We start from the raw sequence: 23,366 nt of genomic DNA on the forward strand, positions 1-23,366 counted from the left end.
GCTACCCGACGCCACACTACTCTGCTTTCTCAACAAAAATGCCGTCAGGATGCCCCAGTTCGTTAAAAAACCAAATGCCGAGCGGGTAGTCTTCCAGTGATACCAGGTACATTGTGCCCTCACTAAACTCTTCAATTGCCAGCACCACACCCGGGCGGCGCGGCCCACCGTCCGTTTTAACGGTTACCCGATCGTTGACCTTCATACATTCCTCCTCTGGTTTTGAGCCAGTGTAGAACAAAACGCAAAAACGCACATCGCTGCCCGGCGTGAATGGCGTTTTTATGCACAGTCTATACTTACCACTGGACACGGTTGAATGAGGAGCCCCGTAATGAAGACCGATAAAGAGTACAGCGACACCATCAAGCGCGAAGTCGAGGTGGATGTCGATGCCCTGCTTGCCGCCATCAATGAGATCAGTGAGTCAGAAGTCCGCCGGTCGGATGACAATTCGGACCGCGTCATTGTCAACGGAAGGGATTATCACACCTATCGTGAGCTGGCGGAGGCCTTCGAGCTGGATATTCACGACTTTAGCGTGTCGGAAGCCAATCGGTAGGGTGAAAAAAATCCCGGTCATGGGGATGACCGGGATCAAAACTTGCTTATGCAAGAAGCACTTGAAAATTCGTTACACCAGGAAATCTGATGTACAAGCCACACTATCCCCAACGAATTTGTCTGACAAGCATATATTCTCATGATGAATATAATATTTTTAACATAATGCTTTTAGTTATGAGCAATAACATACGCCGAATGCGGGTTTGCCAGGGACAGTTCTCTTTTTCCCGGTTTCCACCTCGGTATTTTTTTAGGAATTTTCTTAGTTCGTAGCGCAGCCGTTACCAGGAGCCACTATGCCTTCACTGCGGGATTCACTGCTGATTTTTTCTGACCTGGACGGCTCGCTGCTGGATATTCATACTTATGCGTGGCAACCCGCAATGCCCTGGCTGGACAGGCTACTGGATAACCAGGTGCCGGTCATTCTCTGCAGCAGCAAAACGGCGGCTGAGATGCTGGATATCCAGCAGGATCTGGGGCTGGAAGGCTTACCTTTTATTGCCGAGAATGGCGCGGTTATTCAGCCTGACGTGCGTTGGGAAAAGGTATCGCGTCAGATAAGAGGAATGACGCACCGTGACATTCGCCCGCGAATCGAACACATCCGTCTGCAGATGGGCTTTAAATTCACCACCTTTGACGACGTGGACGATCGCGTCATCAGCGAGTGGACAGGCCTGACGCGTTATCGTTCGGCGCTTGCCCGCAGGCATGAAGCCTCCGTTACGCTCATCTGGCGCGACACCGACGAGAACCTGCTCCAGTTCGAAGAGGCGCTGGCGCAGAGCGGCCTGCAATGCCTGCAGGGCGCGCGCTTCTGGCATATTCTGGACGCCCGCTGCGGCAAGGACGTGGCGGTTAACTGGCTGATTGAGCAGTACCGCGAGCAGGAAGAGATCGAACCCACTACCCTGGGGCTCGGCGACGGTCCTAACGATGCGCCGCTGCTGGACAGCGTTGACTACGCGGTGGTGATTAAGGGCATTAACCGCCAGGGCATTACGCTACGGGATGACAACCCCGAGCGGGTGTATCACACCCAGCAGCCCGGGCCTGCGGGCTGGCACGAGGGGCTGGATCACTTCCTGTCCTGATCCCGCCAGACGACACGGTTACGCCCGGTCTGTTTAGCCTGATATAACCGGGCGTCCGCCACGGACTGCAGCTGCTCGAAATCGTAGTTTCCCGCTTCATCCGCACCGCTGACGCCCAGTGACGCGCTGATGCGCAGCGTCGTGCTCTTCTTCACCAGGATCTCCTTACTGTTGATTCGGCAGCGAATACGGTCCGCGACGCCTCTCGCCTCCTCCAGATCGATCCCCGGCAGGACGATACAAAACTCTTCCCCACCGACGCGGCCTGCCACATCATTCTTGCGTAAGGCGCTGGCAATCAGCCCCGCCGTGTGGGATAGCACTTTATCCCCGGCCTGATGGCCGAAACGGTCGTTGATGTTTTTAAAATGGTCGAGATCGATCTGAATCACCGAAAATGGCAGAGACTTCTGCCGACAGGTATCCGACAGAATTTTTGCGCGATCGAACAGCGCGCCGCGATTATTCAGCCGGGTAAGCGGGTCGTGCCAGGCCTGCCACTGGAGCGAATGCTGAAGCGTATACATGTTACTCACCATCCGACGGATAACCAGCCACGAGATCAACAGCATGGCGCTGAAGAGCGCCCACAGCAGCGCCAGCACGATGCTGATGCTGCCGAAGTCGTCTTGTACACCTTCATGCAGGGTGTGGATCCGCAGGACGACGCCGTCGAAGTGATCGAGCCGCTCCCAGCTAATAAAACGGCTTCCGAGGCGGATGCCACCGCCGGTATCGTTCTCAATCGCATGGGCAATCTGCGCCGTCTCGCGTTCGTCAAAGTGGTTAACCGGGTTACCCGCATGGGCAGAGGTGGCAATCATATTGAGCCGGGTGTCGTACAGCTGGTACTCCCCCTCCGTTCGGTCTTCCGTCGCGTCGGCCAGCAGACGCTGCATCGTGTTTAACGCAAAATCCATCGCCACGACGCCATACCAGTAGCGATCGAAATAGATGGGGACGCTGGCGGTGATCGTGCGTTCGTCATTGGTCCAGGATGAAGGCGTGGAGATAAACCAGCGCACCGCGCGAGCGCGGTTGTTACGTTCCGACTGCTGGGTAAACCAGGCTTGCGTGACCAGGTGGTAGTAGCGGGAGGTGATATCGCCCGCCCGATCCGGCGTGTCGGTGGAAAGAAAAAAACCGGCGCGGGAGACGTAGATGACCCGCGACTCCGTTTGCGCTCTCGACGAGGCCAGCCTGAGCAGATACCCCACTTCGAGCGCGGCAGAAATTTCATGGCTGATGCGCTCAGCGTCACGACTCAGAAGCGTGGTTTTTTCAACAAAGGCATCCGAAACGCCGTTAATGGGGAGGGTGCGTTTTTTATCAACGGCAAGCTGCCAGGTGGGGAGCATGCGGACCGCGTTAAAGCGTGACACCGCATTCTGTAAGACATCAAACGCCAGCGGCGTCTGGATCGCATCACGCATGCCCTGACGGAACAACAGCATCCTGTCCACGCTGTTTTGTAACTGCCGGTCCAGCGAACTGGCCACCGTATCCAGATGGTTACGCTGGCTGGAGATATACGCTTCTTCCAGCACTACCACCTCACGCCAGGTCAGGAGCGTGGAAAACACCAGAACGGTCAAAAAACAGAGATTAACAATCAACCCCGGATTGCTACGCTTATGCAGCCATTGTAGAAAAGATTGTTTTACAACAAAGGTATCGCGCTGCACACACACTCCCTGATTACTGCCTTACGCCTGGTACTTGAGATAAAAACGCCCGGCAGAGCCGGGCGTTATGAGATTAAGCCTTATCTCGCTTGTGCTGCCCGTCACCCGGCTGAAGTTCATCTTCACGAAATGCCTCCCGCTTGATGCTATAGCCATCGTGCCACCGACATTCCACCATTCCGCTGGAATACCCGGTCACAATCATACGTGGGCCGCCCTTCTTAGGCTTAACTTCATCACTGACCAAAAAGACCATACCTGCCTCCTGTATCAGGGTGAAACTGTTTCAATTTAGACGAGGAATGGTCTTTTTGCATCCCACAGCGGGTAACAATTAGTGCGCCGTGCCGCGTAATTTCTCAACCAGCTTCACCGCCGCGACCACGATAGCGCCAATGATAAAGCCGAGCACCAGATTCAGCAGCGTGGGCAGTATCGCCGCGACAACAGCCCCCTGCGCCGAGGAGAAATGTTCGATAGCATGGTGCAGCGGCGCAATGCCGTGAACCACAATACCGCCGCCCACGAGGAACATTGCCAGCGTGCCCACCACGGACAAACTCTTCATCAGCCAGGGGGCCAGCACCAGTAAGCTCTTACCGATGCCTCTTGCCACCGCGCTCGATTTCTCCTCAAGCCAGTAGCCAATATCGTCCAGCTTAACGATCAATCCTACCAGACCGTATACGCCTACCGTGACCAGAATCGCGATGCCGGAGAGGATCAGGACCTGATTAAGGAGCGGTGCGTCAGACACAATGCCCAGCGTAATGGCGACGATTTCTGCGGACAGGATAAAGTCGGTCCGAATGGCGCCTTTGACCTTATCGCGCTCGAAGGTTTTCGGATCCTGTGCGGCCAGCGCTTCAAGACGCTGCTGGCGCATTTCCGGGGTATCGCTCTCCTTGCGCGCGCTAAAGGAGTGCAGAACTTTCTCTACGCCCTCAAAGCAGAGAAATGCCCCGCCGATCATCAGCAGCGGCGTGATCGCCCAGGGAATAAAGGCGCTGATCAGCAGCGCCAGCGGCACCAGAATCACCTTATTCAGGAAGGAGCCTTTCGCCACGCCCCACACCACCGGCAGTTCACGGTTGGCCCTCACCCCACTCACCTGTTGGGCGTTTAGCGATAAATCATCGCCCAGCACGCCTGCGGTTTTCTTCGCCGCCAGTTTACCCATCACTGAAATGTCATCCAGTAAGGTGGCAATATCATCCAGCAATGTTAATAAGCTACTTCCTGCCAAAATCTTAATCCTTCATTTTTTGGTAATTAGGTGAATAGTATGGAGCAAAAGCGCAAACCCGGAAACAGGCACCTCACGTCAACAAAAAATTAACATCAACTGCACAATTAAAGGACTCGCCAGCGCGATAGTTTTCGCGTTTACTATCAGCGACCTTTTTATTACGTCGTGAGGGATTATGCGTTTCCGGCAATTGCTACCGCTCATCGGGGCACTCTTTTCGCTGTACATCATCTGGGGTTCAACCTACTTTGTCATTCGCATCGGCGTTGAAAGCTGGCCGCCGCTGATGATGGCGGGCATTCGTTTCCTCTCGGCTGGCGTCTTGCTGCTCGCGTTCCTGCTGCTGCGCGGACATAAGCTTCCCCCTCTGCGCCCGATGCTGAATGCCGCCCTGATCGGCCTGCTGCTGCTGGCGGTGGGAAATGGGTTTGTGACGATTGCCGAGCACCAGAACGTACCGTCCGGGATCGCCGCCGTGGTCGTTGCCACCGTACCGCTCTTTACCCTCTGCTTCAGCCGCCTTTTCGGCATCCGCACCCGCAAGCTGGAATGGCTGGGGATTGGTATTGGCCTTGCCGGCATTATTCTGCTCAATAGCGGCGGTAACCTGAGCGGGAATCCGTGGGGCGCGGTAATTATCCTGATTGGCTCAATGAGCTGGGCCTTTGGTTCCGTATACGGTTCACGCATCGAACTTCCCACCGGCATGATGGCCGGCGCGATTGAGATGCTCGCTGCGGGGATTGTGCTGCTGCTCGCCTCCGCGCTGACGGGAGAAAAGCTGACTACCCTGCCGGGCCTGTCGGGCTTTCTCGCGGTCGGGTATCTGGCGCTGTTTGGCTCTGTCATCGCCATTAATGCCTATATGTTCCTGATCCGCAACGTCTCCCCGGCGGTTGCCACCAGCTATGCCTATGTCAACCCGGTGGTAGCCGTGCTGCTTGGCACGGGATTAGGCGGCGAAACGCTCTCTTCCATTGAATGGATTGCTTTAGGGGTGATTGTTTTTGCCGTTGTGCTGGTCACCTTAGGCAAATATTTGCTGCCTGCAAAACCGGTGGTCACTCCTTGCGAGGTGGAGAAACCTTGAGCAAGTGAATACCCTGCGTGTCGATCTGCGCGGTCTGGCCACCGCCGCAGATCCACTCTTCCAGCCGTTCGGTCAGATCGGTATCGTTCAGCTTTAATCGGCCTCTCAGCGCACACTCCCAGACGATAAGCACCCGCCAGCCCTGCGCAATCAGCGCGGTGAGATCCCGCCTATCGCGTTCGACGTTCTTACCAATCTTCTCCAGCCAGAAATCGGTGCGCGTCGCAGGGACTTTAAACAGGTAACAGTCGTGGTGGTGCCAGAAACAGCCGTGGGTAAAGATGATGCACTGCCATGCGTCGATGACGAAATCGGGGCGCCCCGCCAGGGCGGGATCCTGCACGCGGAACTCAAATCCCGCCTGCGTCAGCAGCCCGGCCAGTCGCTTTTCGATGGCAGTGTCACGCGTGCCGATGGCACGCATGTTTTTACTGCGCGTCGCCTTATCGTGAACATCCGTCATTGACGGCCTCACCCTGACGGAGCGCCACCGCCTGTCTGATGCGCGAGGCCAGCAGTTTTGCCACAGCCGCGAACGCGGGAACCACCACCGAATTACCAAACTGGCGGTACGCCTGGGTGTCCGAAACCGGAATGCGGAAGCGGTAGCCCTGCGGGGACTCAAAGCCCATCAGCCGGGCGCATTCCCGCGGCGTTAAGCGTCGCGGGCGGTGACGCTGGTTGTGCGGATCGTCGAAATCTTTTTCACCCAGCGCCTTGTCCCAGCCCCTGTCGATAAGGATTTCCGCACCGTCTTTGTAGTAACGAGCGGACAACGTGCGGGTTACGCTGTGCGGATCGTTCGGGTTAACCATTCCAAAACCGAAGCCGTTGCCTTTCGCCTGATGTTTCTTGGCATAGCGGTAGAGATATTTCCACAGCACCGGGGTGAGGATAAATTTCGCGTCAACGACAGGTTCCAGCAGGTCGGCCACGGTGGGACGTCGCTCCGGATAGAGAGACGGGATATCCCGCAGGGTGAAATCCCCCTTGAGATTAAGGTCGCGGCGGAAACCTACCAGCACGATACGTTCGCGATGCTGGGGCAGGAAATGCTTGCCATCAATGATTTTTGGGTCATCCGCGCCCATGTCCTGGGAATCGGCCACGTCATAGCCCAGCTCATCCAGCGTTTGCATGATAATGCGGAAGGTTTTCCCGCCGTCGTGGCTTTTTAAGTTTTTGACGTTTTCCAGCACGAAGATGGCCGGACGGCGGGCGTCAATGATACGGGCCACGTCAAAAAACAGCGTTCCCTGCGTATCGCAGGCGAAACCGTGGGCGCGTCCAAGGGCATTCTTTTTTGAAACCCCGGCCAGCGAGAAAGGCTGACACGGGAAGCCCGCCAGCAGCACGTCATGCGCCGGGATGGTCTGACGAATGTGTTCGGCGGCCTGTTCATCGCTCACGCCGCTTTTATGGCTCAGGGTGACATCGCGGATATCCGCGTTGAAATGATGCTCGTGCGGATCGCAGTACCAGTTAGCCTTGTAGGTACGCACGGCATGTTTGTTCCACTCGCTGGTAAACACGCACTGGCCACCGATAGCTTCGAAACCATGTCGGATGCCGCCGATACCGGCAAACAGATCGATAAAGCGGAAGGCATAGTTCGGGTGCGCAGCAGGAGGACGCGGAAGCAGGTTTTGCAGATAACGAAACTCGTCTTCGCTCAGGCGACGCCCTGCCCGTTCGCTGGTCAGCAGACGTTTAAGAATGGCCGGGCTCCAGTGGCTCTCGCCGTGAGCCACCAGCAGATTTGCCAGCGTTTTAGCATCATAGCTATCCAACAGCTGGCGCAGTAACGCCTGCACCGTTGCCGTTGATTTCTCAGCCTGCTCAGGCGCGGGCTCTGTCACTGATCGATTTTCCTGCATTCTTTTAACCGGAGAAGAAAGACTGGGAACAGATTACCACAGTTCATTCGCGCAAACTGCGACGGAAGCGGCTCAGCACCTGGCTATCCTGCCCAATACAGTCGCCGTGTAATTCAGCGCTCAGTTTCGCCATAAACTGGATCAGGAAATCGGCGTTGTGTCGTGCCAGCTCGCGGCCCATTTCCGTTTGCATTGTATCAGGCAGGCGCAGCAGCTTGGTCTGAAAATGGTCCAGGGCAAACGCGCGATCGTCGAGCGGGCGCGCATCGGCAAAGGGATCGTCCGCGTCAAACAGCGGTACGCCCAGCGCGCCCGAGACGGCAAAGACGCGCGCAAGGCCAATAGCCCCTAGCGCTTCCAGCCGGTCAGCGTCCTGCACAATTTTGGCTTCCATGCTCTGCGGGGGAATCCCGGCGCTGAAGCTGTGTGCCTCTATAGCATGCTCAACGGCGGGATAGCATTCAGACGGGAAATCCGGGAAGTCGCGGCGCAGAATGTCCCCCGTCTTGCGCGCCGCCAGCTGCGATGACCGGCTGCGTTCAGGATGGTTTTTCGGCAGGCTGACGATATCGTGAAAATAACACGCGGCCAGGACCACCAGCGGATTTGCCGCCTGTCGCGCCATGATTTTTTGCGCCGTCATCCAGACGCGACGAAAGTGCGAAATATCATGTGCGGTATCGTCGGTCGTGTGGTTTTCCTCAAGCCAACGCTCAAAGCTGTGCTGCCACTGGGCAAGTTCCATCGTCATGTCCTGTCGTTAAAAAGGGCGTGAATTATATCACAACCGAATTAAACCAATTTAAAAATAGAATTGCGAAATACTTAATAATAATTACTCCTTATATTTTCAATTAATAAATTCACATGAAAAATAAAGAGATTAATAGAAATATTTTGCAATATTTGAACGAATTTAATTACATTTATTTTTGAAACTAAACGACAACTCCTGGAATAGTATCGACCCTGTAATTATGGAGAGTGATTACATATATTCATATAAATTATCTTTCAAGGGAATATATAATGAAAAGAAAAGTTCTGGCTATTCTTGTACCCGCCTTATTAATGGCAGGCGCAGCAAATGCGGCTGAGATGTACAACAAAAACGGCAACAAAGTTGACCTGTACGGTAAGGTAGATGCGCGTCATACCTTCTCTGACAACCCTGGCGACGATGGCGATGAAACCTATGTTCAGGTTGGTTTCAAAGGTGAAACCCAGATCTCCAACGATCTGATCGGTTACGGCCAGTGGGAATATAAAATCTTCGCTAACGATACCGAAGGTTCAAGCAAATCATTTAATCGTCTGGCGTATGCAGGCCTGAAATATGGCGAATACGGTTCATTCGATTACGGCCGTAATTATGGCGTCGTGTACGACGTAGAAGCCTGGACCGATATGCTGCCAGTATTTGGCGGCGATTCCTACACCTGGACCGATAACTTCATGAATGGCCGTGCTAACGGTCTCGCAACCTATCGTAATACCGATTTCTTCGGCCTGGTTGAAGGTCTGAACTTCGCGCTGCAGTATCAGGGTGCTAACGAAGGTCAGTATGCTCAGGAAGATCAGGAAGGAACCAAAAACGGTCACAACGACGTGCGTTTCCAGAACGGTGATGGCTTCGGTATCTCTACCTCCTATGACTTCTCCGGCGATCTTTCCGGTCTAAGCCTGGGGGCAGCGTACTCTTCTTCTGACCGCACCAATAAACAAGAAGGATTTGGCCGTAATAGCGCTCTTATCGCTGGCGGTGAAAAAGCAGATGCTTGGACTATTGGCGCTAAGTACGACGCTAACAACATCTATCTGGCGATGATGTATGCACAAACCCGCAACATGACACCATACGGCGATTTTGGTATTGCAGATGAGACGCAAAACTTTGAAGCCGTAGCGCAATATCAGTTCGACTTCGGCCTGCGTCCATCCCTGGCATGGGTTTACTCCAAGGGTAAAGACATGACCTACCCAGGTAATCGCAGCAATCCTCAGGGCCAGCACGGTGATATGGATCTGGTGAACTATATCGATCTCGGCATGACCTATAGTTTCAATAAAAACTTCTCAACTTACGTTGATTACAAAATTAATCTGCTTGATGAAGATAAATATTTCTACGAAGCCAATGGCATCTCCACAGATGACATCGTTGGTGTAGGCATGACCTACCAGTTCTAATTCCCCAAATATCAAAGGCCGCATTCGCGGCCTTTTTTACGCTTTAGATACTACGGCGCTTCCTGCAGCGCCACGCGAATAAACCCGTTATTCTGCGCCAGCAGTTCATGGGCTTTCCACGCATCCAGCCCTGTTAGCACCATCAGTACCGCCGTTTTACAATTATGGTTACAGCTCTCCAGCGCGGCTTTTGCCTGCGCCCGGGTGCATCCCCCCGCCTCCATCACAATGGCGATTTGCCGCTCGGCCCATTTGGTATTGTCTGCCTCGAGATCCACGCGCAGGTTGCTGTAAACGCGCCCGGTTCGAACGGCCAGCCCGGTGGTAATCATCGAGAGGATCATTTTTTGCGCAATCCCCGCTTTGGTGTTGAGATACCCGGCAACAACGTCAGCACCCAACTCCGGAGCGATGACCATGCTCGCCAGCTGCGCGGCTTCACTTTGCGCATCACCCGTAATGATGGCGACCGGCGAACCCAGCGACCAGGCATGCCGCATTGCGCCCCAGACCCACGGCGTTTTTCCGCTGACGCTTACTGCCAGCATCATATCGTGTTCACCAAATTTGATGCCCTGCAGGTCGGCAACGCCGCGCTCGTAGCTCCCTTCCCCTTCCTGTGGCGTCACGGCAATCACCGGGGTTTTGCCCGGTGCATAGTCATCTGCAACCTGCTGTGCAACGCAGCCTGACGGCCCCGCACCGACAATTACCAGCCGCCCCCCGTGGCTGAGGGTCGCAGCGGCGTTATCCACCACGCGGGCGATAGTTTGTAAACAGGGGGTAATAGCAGCAGAAATGAGTGCATCATCCTGGTGAATGACTTTCAGCATGTCCAGCGTGGACAATCTATCAATATTCATCGTGCTGGCGTGCCGTCTTTCCTTGACCGAACCGGTAAGCATAATGCTCATAAACAGCCTCCTTATTATGAGTACCCACACACTATAAAGTGTTTTATATAGATGACCTGCGAGGAGGGTCACGAAAAGAGGACCAAATCCACGGCTTTACTCGGCTTTAAGAAATGCGCGTCATCAGCGATAATTACCTCCTTTCTTAATCATCGCGGAGTGTTGATGAGCGATTTGCAGCCTTTCCTTCCAACGCGCAAGCGCCCCATGAAGCTGAACACCCTGGTCACGCTGATGGTGTGCGCGATTATCGGTTCAGTGCTGCTGGTGGTCTTTGCGCTCTATTCGGTGCAGATCACCCGGGCAACGCGCGATGACGTCAAAGACACCGCGCTCGGCATTGCCCGCACCCTCGCCGACAGCCCCGAGATACAGCGCGGCCTGATGCAGGCTCCGCAGGAGAATATTATTCAGCCCATCGCCCAGGCGGTGACGAAACGAAACGATCTGCTGTTCACCGTGGTGACCGATATGCGCGGGATCCGCTATTCTCACCCGAACGAGGCGCTGCTGGGGCTGCATTTTATCGGCGACGATTTAACTCCCGCGCTGGAAGGCAAAGAGAACGTATCGGTTAACCGGGGCGCGCTCGCCGAAGCGCTGCGCGTTTTTACGCCCGTCTACGACGGCCAGCACGAGCAGATCGGCGTGGTAGCGGTGGGTATCTCCCTCAATAAGGTTGAAGAGCAAATCACCCGCGGGCGGCTCAACGCCGTCTGGACCATTTTGTTCAGTATTTTTATGAGTTCTATGGGGATTTGGGGCCTGGTGCGGGTCCTGAAGCGCATCCTGTTCGGGCTCGAACCCTACGAAATTTCCGCCCTGTTCGAACAGCGCCAGGCGATGCTCCAGTCGCTGCGCGAAGGGGTTCTGGCCGTCGATATTCACGGCCGCGTGACGATGATTAACCACACCGCCAGAGAAATATTGCTTCTGCCCTCCGGCAAGCAGACTGAAAACGCCAGCGCTCCCCTGCTTGCCAGCCTGCGGGAAGTCTCAAAGACGGGCGTAGCGCGCCAGGATCAGGAGATCAGCTGCAACGGGCGGCTGCTGCTGTGCAACATGGTGCCCGTTAAAAGTCAGGATCGGGTGATCGGCGCCATCACCACCTTCCGCGATAAAACCGAAATCAGCCAGCTGATGCAGCGTATCGATGGCATGGTCAACTACGTCGACGCCCTGCGCGCCCACACGCACGAGTTTATGAACAAACTGCACGTCATCCTGGGCCTGCTGCACATTAAGCGCTACGACAAGCTGGAAGAGTACATCATCCAGACGGCGCATCATTACCAGACGGATATCGGTACGATACAGAGCAAGGTAAAATCCCCGGTGATTGCCGGGTTCCTGCTGGGTAAAATCAACCGGGCGAAAGAAGCGGGCGTCACCCTGACGCTGGCGGACGAATGCCAGATCCCCGATACCGCCAGCGAAGAGCAGGTTGCGGTGCTGGTCACCGTGCTCGGTAACTTAATTGAAAACGCACTGGACGCGATGGAAGGCCAGCCGGAAGGTGAAATCACTCTGCTGCTGCACTATCAGAACGGCTGGCTCAGCTGTGAAGTCAGCGACGATGGCCCCGGCATTGATCCCACGCAGCTGGAGGCTATTTTTACAAAGGGCTTCTCAACAAAAGGTGAAAACCGCGGCGTTGGGCTGTTCCTTGCCCGCCAGCAAATCCAGAACCTCGGCGGCGATATCACCGTCGAGTCTGAGCCAGGCGTATTTACCCAATTTTTTGTTCACATCCCCTGGGATAGCGAGAGGAATATCGCGTGATAAATGTATTAATTGTCGATGATGACGCCATGGTAGCCGACCTCAACCGTCTGTATGTCAACCGTGTTGAAGGCTTTAGCTGCTGCGGCGTCGCCTCCACGCTAAACCAGGCCGAGGCCATCATTAATAACCCCAGCCAGCCTGTCGATCTGGTGCTGCTGGACGTCTATATGCAGCAGGATAACGGGCTGGATCTGCTGCCCGTTATCCGCGCATCCGGCCGCCCAATCGATGTGATTATGATCTCCTCGGCCGCCGACGCCGCCACGATCCAGACCTCCATCCATTACGGCGTGGTGGATTATCTGATTAAGCCGTTCCAGTTCCCGCGCTTTGAAGAGGCGCTGAACGGCTGGAAGGCAAAGCACAGCCTGATGGAATCACACCAGTATTATGAGCAGGCGGACGTCGACCGGCTGATCCACGGCGGGGCGCCGGAGCTGGCGGACAGTAAAAAGCTGCCGAAAGGGTTAACGCCGCAAACGCTGCGCACGATTTGCCAGTGGATCGACGCACACCCGGAGATAGAGTTTTCCACCGATGACCTGGCAAGCGCGGTCAATATCTCCCGCGTGTCCTGCCGCAAGTACCTGATCTGGCTGGCGCAAATCAATATTCTGTTCACCAGTATTCACTACGGCGCCACCGGGCGTCCGGTGTATCGCTACCGTCTCCAGCCGGAGCAGACGGGCCTGCTCAAGCAATACTGTCAGTAACGCGGTAGTCGTTATCCAGCAGGGTAAAGCGGAAGTGGTGTGCTGAAGAGAACACCACTTCTTTTGTTTTGGTCACAAAGATAGCGTCAATATCGGGGCGCGCGCGCAGGGCGGCACAGCCCTTTTCCACGCCCATGCCGTACATCAGCGTGGTCCAGATATCACCGTCGATGGAATTTTTAGAAATAATGGTCACGCTATCCAGTTCGTTATCCAGCGGATACCCGGTGCGCGGGTCAAGAATATGGTGGTAACGCCTGCCGTCCTGTTCAAAATAGCGCTCGTACGTTCCCGACGTGACGACCGACAGGTTCTCAACGGTCATGGTGCCGATGAGCGCCTCTCCGGCGAACGGTTTTTTAAGCCCCACGCTCCAGCCCCCTTCCGGAGAACCCAGCGTCTGGATATTCCCTCCAAGGTTGATAAGCCCCAGCTCAGCGCCCTCTTTATGAAGGTAATCACGCACCCTGTCGGCGATATACCCTTTGGCGATGGCTCCCAGATCGATCTCCATGCCCGCTCTGGCCAGAAACACGCTGCTGCTGGCTTCATCAAGAATGACATCCTCAGGACGGGTAATCGCAAGCAGCGACGCAATTTCATCGGCAGGCGGAACGCGATCTCCCTGGAAGCCAATTTTCCAGCGCTTCACCAGCGGGCCAATAGCCAGGTTAAAGGCGCTGTCGTTGAGCAGGCTTGCCGCTTTCGCACAGCGGATCAGCTCAAACACCGGTCGGCTGACGGTGACCGGATGCTGGCCGGCCGCATGGTTGATGTCCATCACCTGCGAGCGTGCACGGTTGACGGTGAGCAGATCTTCATACTGTTTGATCAGGCGAAACACGCGGGACGCGAGGGCTTCGTCATGAGAGAAGAGTTTCAGGAGGATGGGTGAGCCCATCAGGACGGCGGTGTAGCTGTAAACGCGGTTGTCATCAGACATGGCATGTTTCCTCAGATGTAGCCCCGGCAAGCACCGCGCCGCCGGGGAAATTGCCGGGTAGCGCTGCGCGTATCCGGCCTACATAACAGGTGCCTTACGTTCTTTTCGAGCGCATCGCCGCCTGATGTCCGGCAAGCGTACCAAAAATAATGATATCTGCCACCGCGTTACCGCCGATACGGTTACCGCCGTGGATCCCGCCGACCACTTCACCCGCCGCAAACGCCCCTGGCAGCACGTTGTGGTTGCTGTCCAGCACGCAGGTTTCGGTGTTGATGGTCACGCCGCCCATGGTGTGGTGCACGCCCGGCGCAATCTGAATGGCGTAGAACGGCCCTTCGTTGATTGGCGCACGCAGCGCGGTGGTACGGCCAAAGTCGTCATCGTGCTGTTTTTCAACGAAACCGTTGTAGCGCTCCAGGGTCGCCAGGAAAGCGTGGTAATCCATGCCCAGCGCCTCGGCAAGAGCTTTAGGCGAACTGGCGCTGGTCACAAAGCCTTTGGCGATGTACTCATCCGCGGCTTTGTTTTTGGCACGTACGTGCTCATCAAAGACGATGTATGCGTATTTCTCCGGCAGCGCGATGATTGACGCCGAGACTTTATCGCGGGTCGACATCTCGTTAAAGAAGCGGTTCCCCTGCTGGTTGACCAGAATCGCCCCGCCGCCGCGGATGGATTCGGAAATCAGATACGACGTTTTCTGCTCAACGGTTGGGTGGATTTGGATCTCACCCATATCGACCGTACCTGCGCCAATACGTTCCAGCAGCGCGATACCGCCGCCGGTCGCCCCTTTGTGGTTGGTGGTGACGAAACCTTCCAGATCAGGGCGGTATTTAACAACCATCTGGCTGTTGGCGCTGAAGCCGCCGGTGGCGACAATCACGCTTTTGGTCGCCACGGTGAGCGTTTCGTTCTCTTCGGTGGTCAGGCGCACGCCGGTTACTTCGCCGTTTTCGACGATGATGTCGCTGACGGAGGTATCCAGCATAACCTCGATGTTGCGTTTGTTGACGTTACGCACCAGGCCGCTGATCAGATAGCCGCCTACCGCAGAACCGTCTTTTGGACGGTGAGTACGGTCAATGCTCATCCCGCCGGTGGTGGTGATGTCATTCAGCATAATCCCGCGCGCTGCCAGCCACTCAATCGCCTGCGGCGCGTTCTCAACAAAGCGGCGCAGCAGTTCCGGGTTGTTCTTGTTGCCGCCGCCTTTCAGGCTTTCCTGGTAGAACAGCTCTTTGCTGTCCTGAATGCCTTTCACCCGCTGGAAGCGCGTCTCTGCGGCGTTCATCCCGGCAGAGGCTTTAATGGTATTACCGCCGATGGTTGGCATCTTCTCAACAATCAGCACGCTTGCGCCTTCGTCGTGGGCCTGAATGGCCGCGGCCAGACCGGCACCGCCGCTGCCGACGACCACAACGTCCACGCTGCGGGTTTCGTTCGGGTCGACGCCCTCTTCTGCCGCCAGCGCTTTGCTGGATTTCAGCATCGCTTTAGAGACCGCTTTCTTCACCGCTTCGCTCTGGCTGGTTGCGCCCGTAATGGCATCGACGTGCGGGGTATTGGCGTCCAGAATGCGGGTACGAATCTCTTCAAAGCTGGTAACAAACTCAACGTCTTCACTCGGGCCAGACGCCAGCTCGATATCGGCAATGCGGTCGGTCTCCAGGCTGACGTTAATCACCAGCTCGTTCGCGTCATCCTGCACTTTCTCCGCAAAGGTGCCCGGTTTGAATTTGGATTCGCCCATGCTCATGTCGCGGATCATCGCCTCCACCAGCGAGAAGCGCCACAGCGGTTCAGGAATGCTCAGCTCCTCGCGTTTGGTGCTGTCCATAAACAGCTCCAGGCTTTCACCGGCCGCGATGCGGTCGGTCCAGTCCGGGTAAGCGATAGTCGCACGACCCACGGCGATCAGGTCATAACCATGATCCAGCGCCTCATTGACGTCCGCGGCGTTCACCACGCCGCCCACGCCCATGACGGGAACCTGTGCCAGCGTTTCAGAACGCATGGCGCAATATTTTTCGATAAGCGGCGTCGGGTCCTGGGTATCGACGATGGAAGGTCGCAGGGTGGCGCCGACGGAGAAGTGCAGATAATCCACGCCGCGCGCCGCCAGTTTCTCCAGCAGGTACATGGTGTCGTCAAAGCGAATGCCCGGGACTTCCATCTCTTCAGGGGAGAAGCGATAGCCAACGATGAACGCATCGTCCGCGTACTGGCGCACCATTTTGTGGGTGATATCCAGCACCGCCAGCGGGAATTTCGCGCGGTTATCGCGGCTGCCGCCCCACTCGTCGTCGCGCTGGTTTGAGTTAGGCGAATAGAACTGCTGAATCAGGTAGGTATTTGCGCCGTGGATCTCCACGCCGTCGAAGCCGGCCTGAATAGCGCGGCGTACGGCTTCACCAAACTTGGCGATCATGCCTTCGACTTCTTCGCCAGTCAGTGCCACTGGCGTTGCTGCGCCCTCACGCGGCGCGGCAACAGCGCTTGGGCCAACAGGCGTACGGCCACCGATCAGTTTCGGGTCAACCATGCGGCCGCCGTGGTAGATCTGCAGCAGCGCCTTAGAGCCTTTGGATTTAATCGCCTCCGCGATTTTCGCCAGCCCGGCGATTTTTTCGTCATTATCAATACCGATCGCACCCGGGAAGGCGAGACCGAGATCGTCGACGAAGCAACACTCAACGATGATGGTGCCAATGCTGCCGGAACGGGCCCGATAGTACTCCACCAGCTCGCTGGTGACGGTGCCGTCATAATAGCCGGTACAGGTTGTCATAGGGGCCATTAACAAACGGTTTTTCAGTTCAGTACCATTCGGTAATGTGAAGGGGCTAAGAATGCGTTCGTTAGTGCTCATAATAGAAACTCCAAACTTTTAAAAATTAAGAATTCGTTATCGGATTGGTTTTTTATTTCGTCGTTATTTGCCGATGTCATGATATTAATATAATGATTTTTTTAGTTTCTAAAGTTATTACGTTAGTTAAAAAACTATTTAATCCCTGTGATAACACAAATAACACATTGGTGTTAGCGATTGTAATTCAACCATTCACAATAATTTAAAATTCGTTAAATGATTAATGGTAAAACCATTTCACCATAAAACACAAAAATCAATATAAATCAATGATATGAGAAACGACAAACAATAAGAATGTTACAGGGATGATAAAAACAACTCGTAAAATACGTAATACCCACATACGCCAGAGTGGTTATTAATAAAAGCATAAAAATAACGCTGCAATTCTGTTTTTTTGATCTCGATCAATAGTTATGGCATCCAAAAGCGCAATATAAAAACATCATCAATTTTTAATTTAGCGCAAACCAAAAAGCGTTAAATCGCTATTACTGAAAATACAAAACAGCACCTTAAATAACTAAAGAAAGCAAAAAAAACTTAAGAAAGCGATTTTGTTTTTTCAGAGCAACCGAATCTTTGACAACTTAAGACGTGAAACTATGAATACAAAAACTGCTGTAACGCCCCCTGTGGCGAACCAGGCATCAAACGGAAAAGCAAAACGACTGCTGATGATGGCATTGCCCGTCATCGTCGCCGTACTGCTGCTGTTTGTTCCCGTCCCTGAAGGTTTACCGCCTTACGCGTGGCACTACTTCGCCATCTTTGTCGGCGTGATCGTCGGCTTGATCTTCGAACCGCTGCCGGGCGCGGTTATCGGCCTGACGGGCGTCGTCGCCATTGCTCTGTGCAGCCAGTGGGTGCTGTTCAGCCCTGACCAACTGGCTGACCCAAAATTCAAGCTGGCGGGCGCCTCCTTTAAATGGGCGGTGAGCGGGTTTGGTAACTCTACCGTCTGGCTGATTTTCGGTGCCTTTATGTTCGCCGCAGGCTATGACAAAACCCGCTTCGGCCGCCGTCTGGCGCTGATTCTGGTGAAGTACCTGGGCCGTCGCAGCCTGACGCTCGGTTACGCCATTACCTTCGCAGACCTGCTGCTGGCGCCGTTCACCCCGTCCAACACCGCGCGCAGCGGCGGGACCATCTACCCGATCATCGCTAACCTGCCGCCGCTGTACGGTTCAAAACCGAACGACCCAAGCGCGCGCAAGATTGGTTCCTATCTGATGTGGGTGGCGATCACCGCGGCCTGTATCACCAGCTCAATGTTCCTCTCCGCCCTCGCGCCGAACCTGCTGGCGCTGGCGCTGGTAAAAAGTACGGTTGGGATTGATATCTCCTGGGGGACCTGGTTCCTCGCCTTCCTGCCGCTGGGCATCCTGCTGATTCTGGCCATGCCGCTGCTGGCCTACTGGTTCTACCCACCTGAAGTTAAAGTGAATAACGAAGTGCCGCTGTGGGCGACCCGCGAGCTGGAAAAACTGGGCAAACTGTCCCGCAATGAAATTCTGCTGCTGGTATTCGTGTGCTGTGCGCTGCTGATGTGGATTTTCGCTGCCGCGTGGATTGAACCGGCGATGGCGGCCCTGCTCATCGTAGGCCTGATGCTGTGGACCGGCGTGCTGGAGTGGAACGATATCACCGGTAACAAAGCCGCGTGGAACACTTTCGTCTGGTTTGCCACCCTGGTGGCGCTGGCGGACGGCCTCTCCTCTACCGGCTTTATCAGCTGGTTAGGTAAAGAAGGCGGCCTGCTGATGAGCGGTATCTCTCCGGGCGTAGCGACCATCGTCCTGCTGCTGGCGTTCTACCTGCTGCACTACCTGTTTGCCAGCACCACCGCGCACACTACGGCGCTGCTGCCAGCGATGCTGACCATCGCCTCCACCATTCCGGGCATGAATATGGAAGTGTTCGTCCTGCTGATGGTGACCTCGCTGGGCGTGATGGGGATCATCACCCCATACGGTACTGGCCCAAGCCCGATTTACTACGGTAGCGGCTACCTGCCAACCAAAGACTACTGGCGCCTCGGCACCATCTTCGGTGCCATCTTCCTGGCGGCCCTGCTGCTGATTGGTTATCCGTGGATGTCCATGATGTTCTGATTTCTGACCGCCGGACGTTTCCTCCGGCGGTTTAATTTTTGTGGAGCAAGCTATGTCAAACAAACCCTTTTACTACCAGAACCCCTTCCCTCTCGCGCATGACGACACCGAATACTATCTGCTGACCAAAGAGCACGTCTCCGTTGCCGAATTCGACGGTCAGGAAGTCCTGAAAGTCGAGCCAGAGGCGCTGACGCTGCTGGCGCAGCAGGCCTTCCACGATGCCGCGTTTATGCTGCGTCCTTCTCACCAGAAGCAGGTTGCCGCCATTCTCAACGACCCGGAAGCCAGCCAGAACGATAAGTACGTTGCCCTGCAGTTCCTGCGTAACTCTGAAATTGCTGCAAAAGGCGTGCTGCCAACCTGTCAGGATACCGGCACGGCGATCATCATGGGTAAAAAAGGCCAGTGCGTCTGGACCGGCGGCGGCGATGAAGCCGCGCTGAGCCAGGGCGTGTACAACACCTATATTGAAGACAACCTGCGCTACTCCCAGAATGCGGCGCTGGATATGTATAAAGAGGTCAACACCGGCACCAACCTGCCCGCGCAGATTGACCTCTACAGCGTGGACGGCGACGAATACAAATTCCTGTGCATGGCGAAGGGCGGCGGTTCTGCGAATAAAACCTATCTCTACCAGGAGACCAAAGCGCTAATCACCCCGGCGAAGCTGAAAAACTACCTGGTTGAGAAGATGCGCACCCTGGGTACCGCGGCCTGCCCGCCGTACCATATCGCGTTTGTGATTGGCGGCACGTCGGCGGAAAGCACGCTGAAAACCGTGAAGCTGGCCTCCACCCGCTACTACGACGCGCTGCCTACCGAAGGTAACGAACACGGCCAGGCGTTCCGCGACGTTCAGCTTGAACAGGAACTGCTCCAGGAAGCGCAGAACCTCGGCCTCGGCGCGCAGTTTGGCGGTAAATACTTCGCCCACGACATCCGCGTGATCCGCCTGCCGCGCCACGGCGCCTCCTGCCCAATCGGCATGGGCGTCTCCTGCTCCGCCGACCGTAACATCAAGGCGAAAATCAACCGCGACGGGATCTGGATTGAAAAACTGGAACACAACCCGGGCCAGTACATTCCTGAATCACTGCGCCAGCAGGGCGAAGGCGACGTGGTCAGCATTAACCTGAACAAGCCGATGAATGAGATCCTGGCGCAGCTCTCCGCGCACCCGGTCTCTACCCGCCTGTCGCTGAACGGTACCATCATCGTGGCGCGCGACATCGCCCACGCGAAGCTGAAAGAGCTGATCGACAACGGCGAAGAACTGCCGCAGTACGTCAAAGATCACCCGATTTACTACGCAGGACCGGCCAAAACGCCGGAAGGCTACGCGTCCGGCTCACTCGGCCCGACCACGGCGGGACGTATGGACTCGTATGTGGATTTACTGCAGTCTCACGGTGCGAGCATGATCATGCTGGCGAAAGGCAACCGCAGCCAGCAGGTGACCGACGCCTGCCATAAGCACGGCGGCTTCTACCTGGGCAGCATTGGTGGCCCGGCGGCGGTGCTGGCGCAAAACAGCATCAAGAGCCTGGAATGCGTCGCGTATCCGGAGCTGGGAATGGAAGCCATCTGGAAAATCGAAGTGGAAAACTTCCCGGCGTTTATCCTGGTGGACGACAAAGGCAACGATTTCTTCCAGCAGATCCAGAACCAGCAGTGCAAAGGCTGTTCACAGCGCTGAGCGCTTCCACACGTCCGGCAATAGCGCAAGCGCGTCGGCAATGACGGCGCGCTTGTCGCTCCCCGGCTTCCAGATGGTGACCATCGTCTGACTAATCCCCTGGCTGCCCACTTCGGTGCGCAGCCTTTTTACGTTTTGCCACCGCACGGCATCAAAATGGGTCGGCAAGAATCCCCAGCCGCATCCGCGCTCCAGCAGGCCGCGCAGCATCTCCGGCTCGTTAGTAAAAAGCGTGTGCCCTGAAATCTGCAGGCGCCGCGCGACCGGCTCGTCCGAGGCGGGGTGCATTACAACCTGTGGGACCAGGGAGAGGTCAAGCAGCGACAGAGGTGATGAAATATCCGTAAACAGCGTGCCGGAGGCGTAAAAATCCATATCGATTGCCCCCAGGGCCCGCCACTCCATGTCATTGCCCACGCTGCGGTTGCGCGCCTGGCAGATGGCCAGATCCGCGCGTCCGCTCGCCAGCAGGCGTTCAGATTCATCGCGCGAGGCGCAGATGAGGCTCAGCCGGATTTTTCGCGCCGCCATTTCAGCGATGACACCGTGGAGAAAGGTTCTGGGAGTAAAAGGATCGTAGACCAGCGTCAGGTCCTGCGTGGCGCCGTAGGGCACCTCTCTGGCAAAAGCCTCAAAGGCTTTTACCTGCCGCATCAGCAGATGCGCCTGGCGCTGGAGCTGCTCTCCTTCCGCCGTGAGCCGCAGAGTGCGTCCCTCGCGAATAAACAGCGCGTAGCCCAGCCCGTCCTCAAGAAAATCAATCAGATCGCGAAGCGTCGTGCGGTCTTTTTTCAGCGCCACCGCCGCTTTACTCAGGCTGCCGTTCTCGGCCACGGCGGTGAATGCCTCAAGCTGTGCAAAGGAATAGAGTAGACCCGCCACGTTTTCTCCTTTTTTGAGGGGGATTTTCCCCCATTATGCGTTTTTTATTATAGCGCCGGGCTTTTTAAACTGAAGCCGTTCTTAACCCATACGAGACGGATATGAAAAACAGAAAAATAAACCAGGCCCTGCTGGCGGGCCTTGTCTTCAGCAGCCTGCTCTCCCCTGCGGCAATGGCCGCCTGCGAAGGCACCGGCCTCAGCGCCTGCCCTGCCCCCTTTGACACCGCGCTGCCGGACACCCATAAGATGCTCACCTGGAGCCAGGCCGATCGCGTGGTGGGTTTTCGCAATGACTACCGCAACTACGCCGGGGATGTTTTCCGCCACGGTAATGCCGTGCCGCTGGAAATGTCGGACAAGCCGCTCGCGGACGCCCACTATCAGGTCAACGGCAGGCGCTACGGCCTTCAGGAGTACCTTAAACGCCAGAACGTCAGCGGCATGCTGGTGCTGAAGGACGGCAAAATCGCCTGGAAGTATCTCGCCCAGGGCAATACCGACTCCACGCTCTGGACCTCGCGTTCGGTAGGCAAATCGGTGGTATCGGCGCTGGTGGGCTTAGCTCTCAAAGAGGGAAAAATTCACTCGCTCGACGACCTGGTCACGCGGTATGAACCCGACCTGAAAGGCACCGCGTGGGACGGCGTGACGCTCAAACAGCTTATCACCCACACTTCCGGCGTGGCGTGGAACGAGGACTACACCAATCCGAACTCTGATTTCGCACAGCTCACCGAGTGCGAGGCGAAGCCGGGTACCTACGACTGCGTGCGCAGGCTGGTGAAGGGGTTACGCAGGGCTCACCCGGCCGGCGAGAACTGGTCTTACTCCTCCGGCGGCGCCTGGCTGCTGGGCGACGTGCTGGAGCGTGCCACCGGAATGACGCTGGCAGCGTATCTGGAAAAAAGCATCTGGCAGCCCTACGGCATGGCAAGCGACGGCGTATGGCATGCCTACAGCAAAGGCCAGCACGACGTCGGCGCGCACGGCTTTAACGCCACGCTGGAGGACTGGGGTCGCTTCGGGGAGTTTATCCGCAACAACGGCACGCTGCCGGACGGTAAAAAGATCCTTCCTGATGGCTGGATCCAACAGTCATCAGACTGGACGAAGGCGAAAGGCTCGGTATCAGACGCCCATCCGGACGGGCTGTACGGCTATCAGTGGTGGAACAACGCTGTGCCCGCCAACGCCACCGGCGTTGAGCCGGCAGCGCAGGATTCGCTGAAAGGCTCGCTCTGGGCGCTGGGCATTTTTGGTCAGATGATCGTAGTGAACCAGAAGGAAAACCTGGTCATCGTTCAGTGGTCTACCTGGCCGCAGGCGGAGCCGTCCTTTAGCGCCCAGCCGCTGGAGGCCTCTCTGATGTTCAGCGCCATTGCCAGGGCGCTGCGCTAAACTGCACCCGCCGGGTAACGAAGCGGCTACCCGGCTCTTTCTGAAGCGTCCCCTCTGCGCGACTTCACAAAATCGCAATATCAGCTACTTACGGAACATTGGTGAATAAAAAGACAATGGTTTGTTAAGTTATTGTTGCTTATAGCGCTCGGTGTTACCACACCGTCATTGATGCGCCCCGCGCATGAATCAATGTGTTAATTGCGCTTATCTATTTTCCCATCCTGATCCAGTTTTCAGAAACAGACGCGTAAAACGTCAACAATAAACTGGAGAT

Annotated in this window: 20 protein-coding genes; 9 read left to right on the forward strand and 11 right to left on the reverse strand. The window is 55.9% G+C overall.

Going from position 1 to position 23,366, the window contains the following annotated elements:
* Positions 1 to 16: 16 nt before the first annotated feature.
* Entirely contained in the window at positions 17 to 205 is a 189-nt protein-coding gene (dsrB, locus tag ABR39_RS26075; protein WP_013097741.1) for a protein DsrB, read from the reverse strand.
* A gap of 129 nt (positions 206 to 334) precedes the next feature.
* Between dsrB and yodD the strand changes: the two genes are divergently transcribed.
* Positions 335 to 562 (forward strand): YodD family peroxide/acid resistance protein, encoded by a 228-nt coding sequence (gene yodD, locus ABR39_RS04885; protein WP_008500310.1) that lies wholly within the window; start codon positions 335 to 337, stop codon positions 560 to 562.
* Between the two features lie 301 nt (positions 563 to 863).
* The gene (locus ABR39_RS04890; protein ID WP_047345995.1) at positions 864 to 1,664 is read left to right on the forward strand and encodes a mannosyl-3-phosphoglycerate phosphatase-related protein; all 801 of its coding nucleotides are present in this window, start codon (positions 864 to 866) and stop codon (positions 1,662 to 1,664) included.
* Here the strand turns inward: ABR39_RS04890 and dgcQ are convergent.
* From dgcQ to ABR39_RS04905, 3 genes are all read right to left on the reverse strand, one after another.
* On the reverse strand, positions 1,649 to 3,349 hold the full coding sequence (gene dgcQ, locus ABR39_RS04895; RefSeq protein WP_047345996.1) for a cellulose biosynthesis regulator diguanylate cyclase DgcQ: 1,701 nt from the start codon (positions 3,347 to 3,349) through the stop codon (positions 1,649 to 1,651). The genes ABR39_RS04890 and dgcQ overlap by 16 nt on opposite strands.
* Before the next feature lie 73 nt (positions 3,350 to 3,422).
* Entirely contained in the window at positions 3,423 to 3,605 is a 183-nt protein-coding gene (locus ABR39_RS04900; RefSeq protein WP_008500307.1) for a YodC family protein, read from the reverse strand.
* A gap of 78 nt (positions 3,606 to 3,683) precedes the next feature.
* A complete protein-coding gene (locus tag ABR39_RS04905; RefSeq protein WP_047345997.1) occupies positions 3,684 to 4,595 on the reverse strand; it encodes a DUF808 domain-containing protein in 912 nt (303 codons plus the stop codon).
* A gap of 178 nt (positions 4,596 to 4,773) precedes the next feature.
* Between ABR39_RS04905 and yedA the strand changes: the two genes are divergently transcribed.
* Positions 4,774 to 5,688, forward strand: a complete 915-nt coding sequence (gene yedA / locus ABR39_RS04910) for a drug/metabolite exporter YedA (RefSeq protein ID WP_047345998.1) — start codon at positions 4,774 to 4,776, stop codon at positions 5,686 to 5,688.
* Here the strand turns inward: yedA and ABR39_RS04915 are convergent.
* From ABR39_RS04915 to ABR39_RS04925, 3 genes are all read right to left on the reverse strand, one after another.
* Positions 5,660 to 6,151, reverse strand: a complete 492-nt coding sequence (locus ABR39_RS04915; protein WP_047345999.1) for a very short patch repair endonuclease — start codon at positions 6,149 to 6,151, stop codon at positions 5,660 to 5,662. The genes yedA and ABR39_RS04915 overlap by 29 nt on opposite strands.
* Positions 6,132 to 7,547, reverse strand: a complete 1,416-nt coding sequence (locus tag ABR39_RS04920) for a DNA cytosine methyltransferase (RefSeq protein ID WP_047346000.1) — start codon at positions 7,545 to 7,547, stop codon at positions 6,132 to 6,134. Before ABR39_RS04920 ends, ABR39_RS04915 begins: the two co-directional genes overlap by 20 nt.
* 61 nt (positions 7,548 to 7,608) lie before the next feature.
* Positions 7,609 to 8,310, reverse strand: coding sequence for a phosphohydrolase (locus ABR39_RS04925; protein ID WP_047346001.1), 702 nt, complete (start codon positions 8,308 to 8,310; stop codon positions 7,609 to 7,611).
* A gap of 284 nt (positions 8,311 to 8,594) precedes the next feature.
* Between ABR39_RS04925 and ompC the strand changes: the two genes are divergently transcribed.
* Positions 8,595 to 9,755, forward strand: coding sequence for a porin OmpC (gene ompC / locus ABR39_RS04930; RefSeq protein WP_047346002.1), 1,161 nt, complete (start codon positions 8,595 to 8,597; stop codon positions 9,753 to 9,755).
* A gap of 50 nt (positions 9,756 to 9,805) precedes the next feature.
* On the opposite strand, the gene ABR39_RS04935 is transcribed toward ompC, so the two are convergent.
* On the reverse strand, positions 9,806 to 10,669 hold the full coding sequence (locus ABR39_RS04935) for an N-acetylmuramic acid 6-phosphate etherase (protein ID WP_047346003.1): 864 nt from the start codon (positions 10,667 to 10,669) through the stop codon (positions 9,806 to 9,808).
* A 165-nt stretch (positions 10,670 to 10,834) separates the two neighbouring features.
* Between ABR39_RS04935 and ABR39_RS04940 the strand changes: the two genes are divergently transcribed.
* Together ABR39_RS04940 and dcuR are read left to right on the forward strand one after the other, a co-directional pair.
* The gene (locus ABR39_RS04940; RefSeq protein WP_047346004.1) at positions 10,835 to 12,451 is read left to right on the forward strand and encodes a sensor histidine kinase; all 1,617 of its coding nucleotides are present in this window, start codon (positions 10,835 to 10,837) and stop codon (positions 12,449 to 12,451) included.
* Entirely contained in the window at positions 12,448 to 13,167 is a 720-nt protein-coding gene (dcuR, locus tag ABR39_RS04945) for a two-component system response regulator DcuR (protein ID WP_047346005.1), read from the forward strand. Before ABR39_RS04940 ends, dcuR begins: the two co-directional genes overlap by 4 nt.
* On the opposite strand, the gene ABR39_RS04950 is transcribed toward dcuR, so the two are convergent.
* Positions 13,148 to 14,110 carry an FAD:protein FMN transferase gene (locus ABR39_RS04950; RefSeq protein ID WP_047346006.1) on the reverse strand — a complete coding sequence of 321 codons (963 nt, stop codon included), beginning with the start codon at positions 14,108 to 14,110 and terminating at the stop codon, positions 13,148 to 13,150. The two genes, dcuR and ABR39_RS04950, sit on opposite strands and share 20 nt — an antisense overlap.
* A gap of 94 nt (positions 14,111 to 14,204) precedes the next feature.
* Positions 14,205 to 16,985 (reverse strand): flavocytochrome c, encoded by a 2,781-nt coding sequence (locus tag ABR39_RS04955; protein WP_047346007.1) that lies wholly within the window; start codon positions 16,983 to 16,985, stop codon positions 14,205 to 14,207.
* Between the two features lie 611 nt (positions 16,986 to 17,596).
* Between ABR39_RS04955 and ABR39_RS04960 the strand changes: the two genes are divergently transcribed.
* Together ABR39_RS04960 and fumA are read left to right on the forward strand one after the other, a co-directional pair.
* Positions 17,597 to 19,105: an anion permease gene (locus ABR39_RS04960; protein ID WP_072250552.1), complete on the forward strand. Its 1,509-nt coding sequence runs from the start codon at positions 17,597 to 17,599 to the stop codon at positions 19,103 to 19,105.
* Between the two features lie 52 nt (positions 19,106 to 19,157).
* Positions 19,158 to 20,807: a class I fumarate hydratase FumA gene (fumA, locus tag ABR39_RS04965; protein WP_047346008.1), complete on the forward strand. Its 1,650-nt coding sequence runs from the start codon at positions 19,158 to 19,160 to the stop codon at positions 20,805 to 20,807.
* Here the strand turns inward: fumA and ABR39_RS04970 are convergent.
* Positions 20,796 to 21,689 (reverse strand): LysR family transcriptional regulator, encoded by an 894-nt coding sequence (locus ABR39_RS04970; protein WP_047346009.1) that lies wholly within the window; start codon positions 21,687 to 21,689, stop codon positions 20,796 to 20,798. The two genes, fumA and ABR39_RS04970, sit on opposite strands and share 12 nt — an antisense overlap.
* A gap of 101 nt (positions 21,690 to 21,790) precedes the next feature.
* On the opposite strand from ABR39_RS04970, the gene ABR39_RS04975 reads away from it, so the two are divergent.
* Positions 21,791 to 23,089, forward strand: a complete 1,299-nt coding sequence (locus ABR39_RS04975) for a serine hydrolase domain-containing protein (RefSeq protein ID WP_047346010.1) — start codon at positions 21,791 to 21,793, stop codon at positions 23,087 to 23,089.
* The last annotated feature ends 277 nt before the right edge of the window (positions 23,090 to 23,366 follow it).

The sequence above is a fragment of the Enterobacter genomosp. O genome (assembly GCF_001022965.1).
Taxonomy (GTDB): domain Bacteria; phylum Pseudomonadota; class Gammaproteobacteria; order Enterobacterales; family Enterobacteriaceae; genus Enterobacter; species Enterobacter cloacae_L.

What these genes read in the sequence shown, in the direction of transcription:
- ABR39_RS04935 (WP_047346003.1), bottom strand. Translation starts at nt 10,669, where the DNA reads ATGAGCATTATGCTTACCGGTTCGGTCAAGGAAAGACGGCACGCCAGC.
- ABR39_RS04925 (WP_047346001.1), bottom strand. Translation starts at nt 8,310, where the DNA reads ATGGAACTTGCCCAGTGGCAGCACAGCTTTGAGCGTTGGCTTGAGGAA.
- ABR39_RS04900 (WP_008500307.1), bottom strand. Translation starts at nt 3,605, where the DNA reads ATGGTCTTTTTGGTCAGTGATGAAGTTAAGCCTAAGAAGGGCGGCCCA.
- ABR39_RS04955 (WP_047346007.1), bottom strand. Translation starts at nt 16,985, where the DNA reads ATGAGCACTAACGAACGCATTCTTAGCCCCTTCACATTACCGAATGGT.
- fumA (WP_047346008.1), top strand. Translation starts at nt 19,158, where the DNA reads ATGTCAAACAAACCCTTTTACTACCAGAACCCCTTCCCTCTCGCGCAT.
- ABR39_RS04940 (WP_047346004.1), top strand. Translation starts at nt 10,835, where the DNA reads ATGAGCGATTTGCAGCCTTTCCTTCCAACGCGCAAGCGCCCCATGAAG.
- yodD (WP_008500310.1), top strand. Translation starts at nt 335, where the DNA reads ATGAAGACCGATAAAGAGTACAGCGACACCATCAAGCGCGAAGTCGAG.
- ABR39_RS04960 (WP_072250552.1), top strand. Translation starts at nt 17,597, where the DNA reads ATGAATACAAAAACTGCTGTAACGCCCCCTGTGGCGAACCAGGCATCA.
- ABR39_RS04950 (WP_047346006.1), bottom strand. Translation starts at nt 14,110, where the DNA reads ATGTCTGATGACAACCGCGTTTACAGCTACACCGCCGTCCTGATGGGC.
- ABR39_RS04890 (WP_047345995.1), top strand. Translation starts at nt 864, where the DNA reads ATGCCTTCACTGCGGGATTCACTGCTGATTTTTTCTGACCTGGACGGC.
- dsrB (WP_013097741.1), bottom strand. Translation starts at nt 205, where the DNA reads ATGAAGGTCAACGATCGGGTAACCGTTAAAACGGACGGTGGGCCGCGC.
- ABR39_RS04975 (WP_047346010.1), top strand. Translation starts at nt 21,791, where the DNA reads ATGAAAAACAGAAAAATAAACCAGGCCCTGCTGGCGGGCCTTGTCTTC.
- ABR39_RS04915 (WP_047345999.1), bottom strand. Translation starts at nt 6,151, where the DNA reads ATGACGGATGTTCACGATAAGGCGACGCGCAGTAAAAACATGCGTGCC.
- ompC (WP_047346002.1), top strand. Translation starts at nt 8,595, where the DNA reads ATGAAAAGAAAAGTTCTGGCTATTCTTGTACCCGCCTTATTAATGGCA.
- yedA (WP_047345998.1), top strand. Translation starts at nt 4,774, where the DNA reads ATGCGTTTCCGGCAATTGCTACCGCTCATCGGGGCACTCTTTTCGCTG.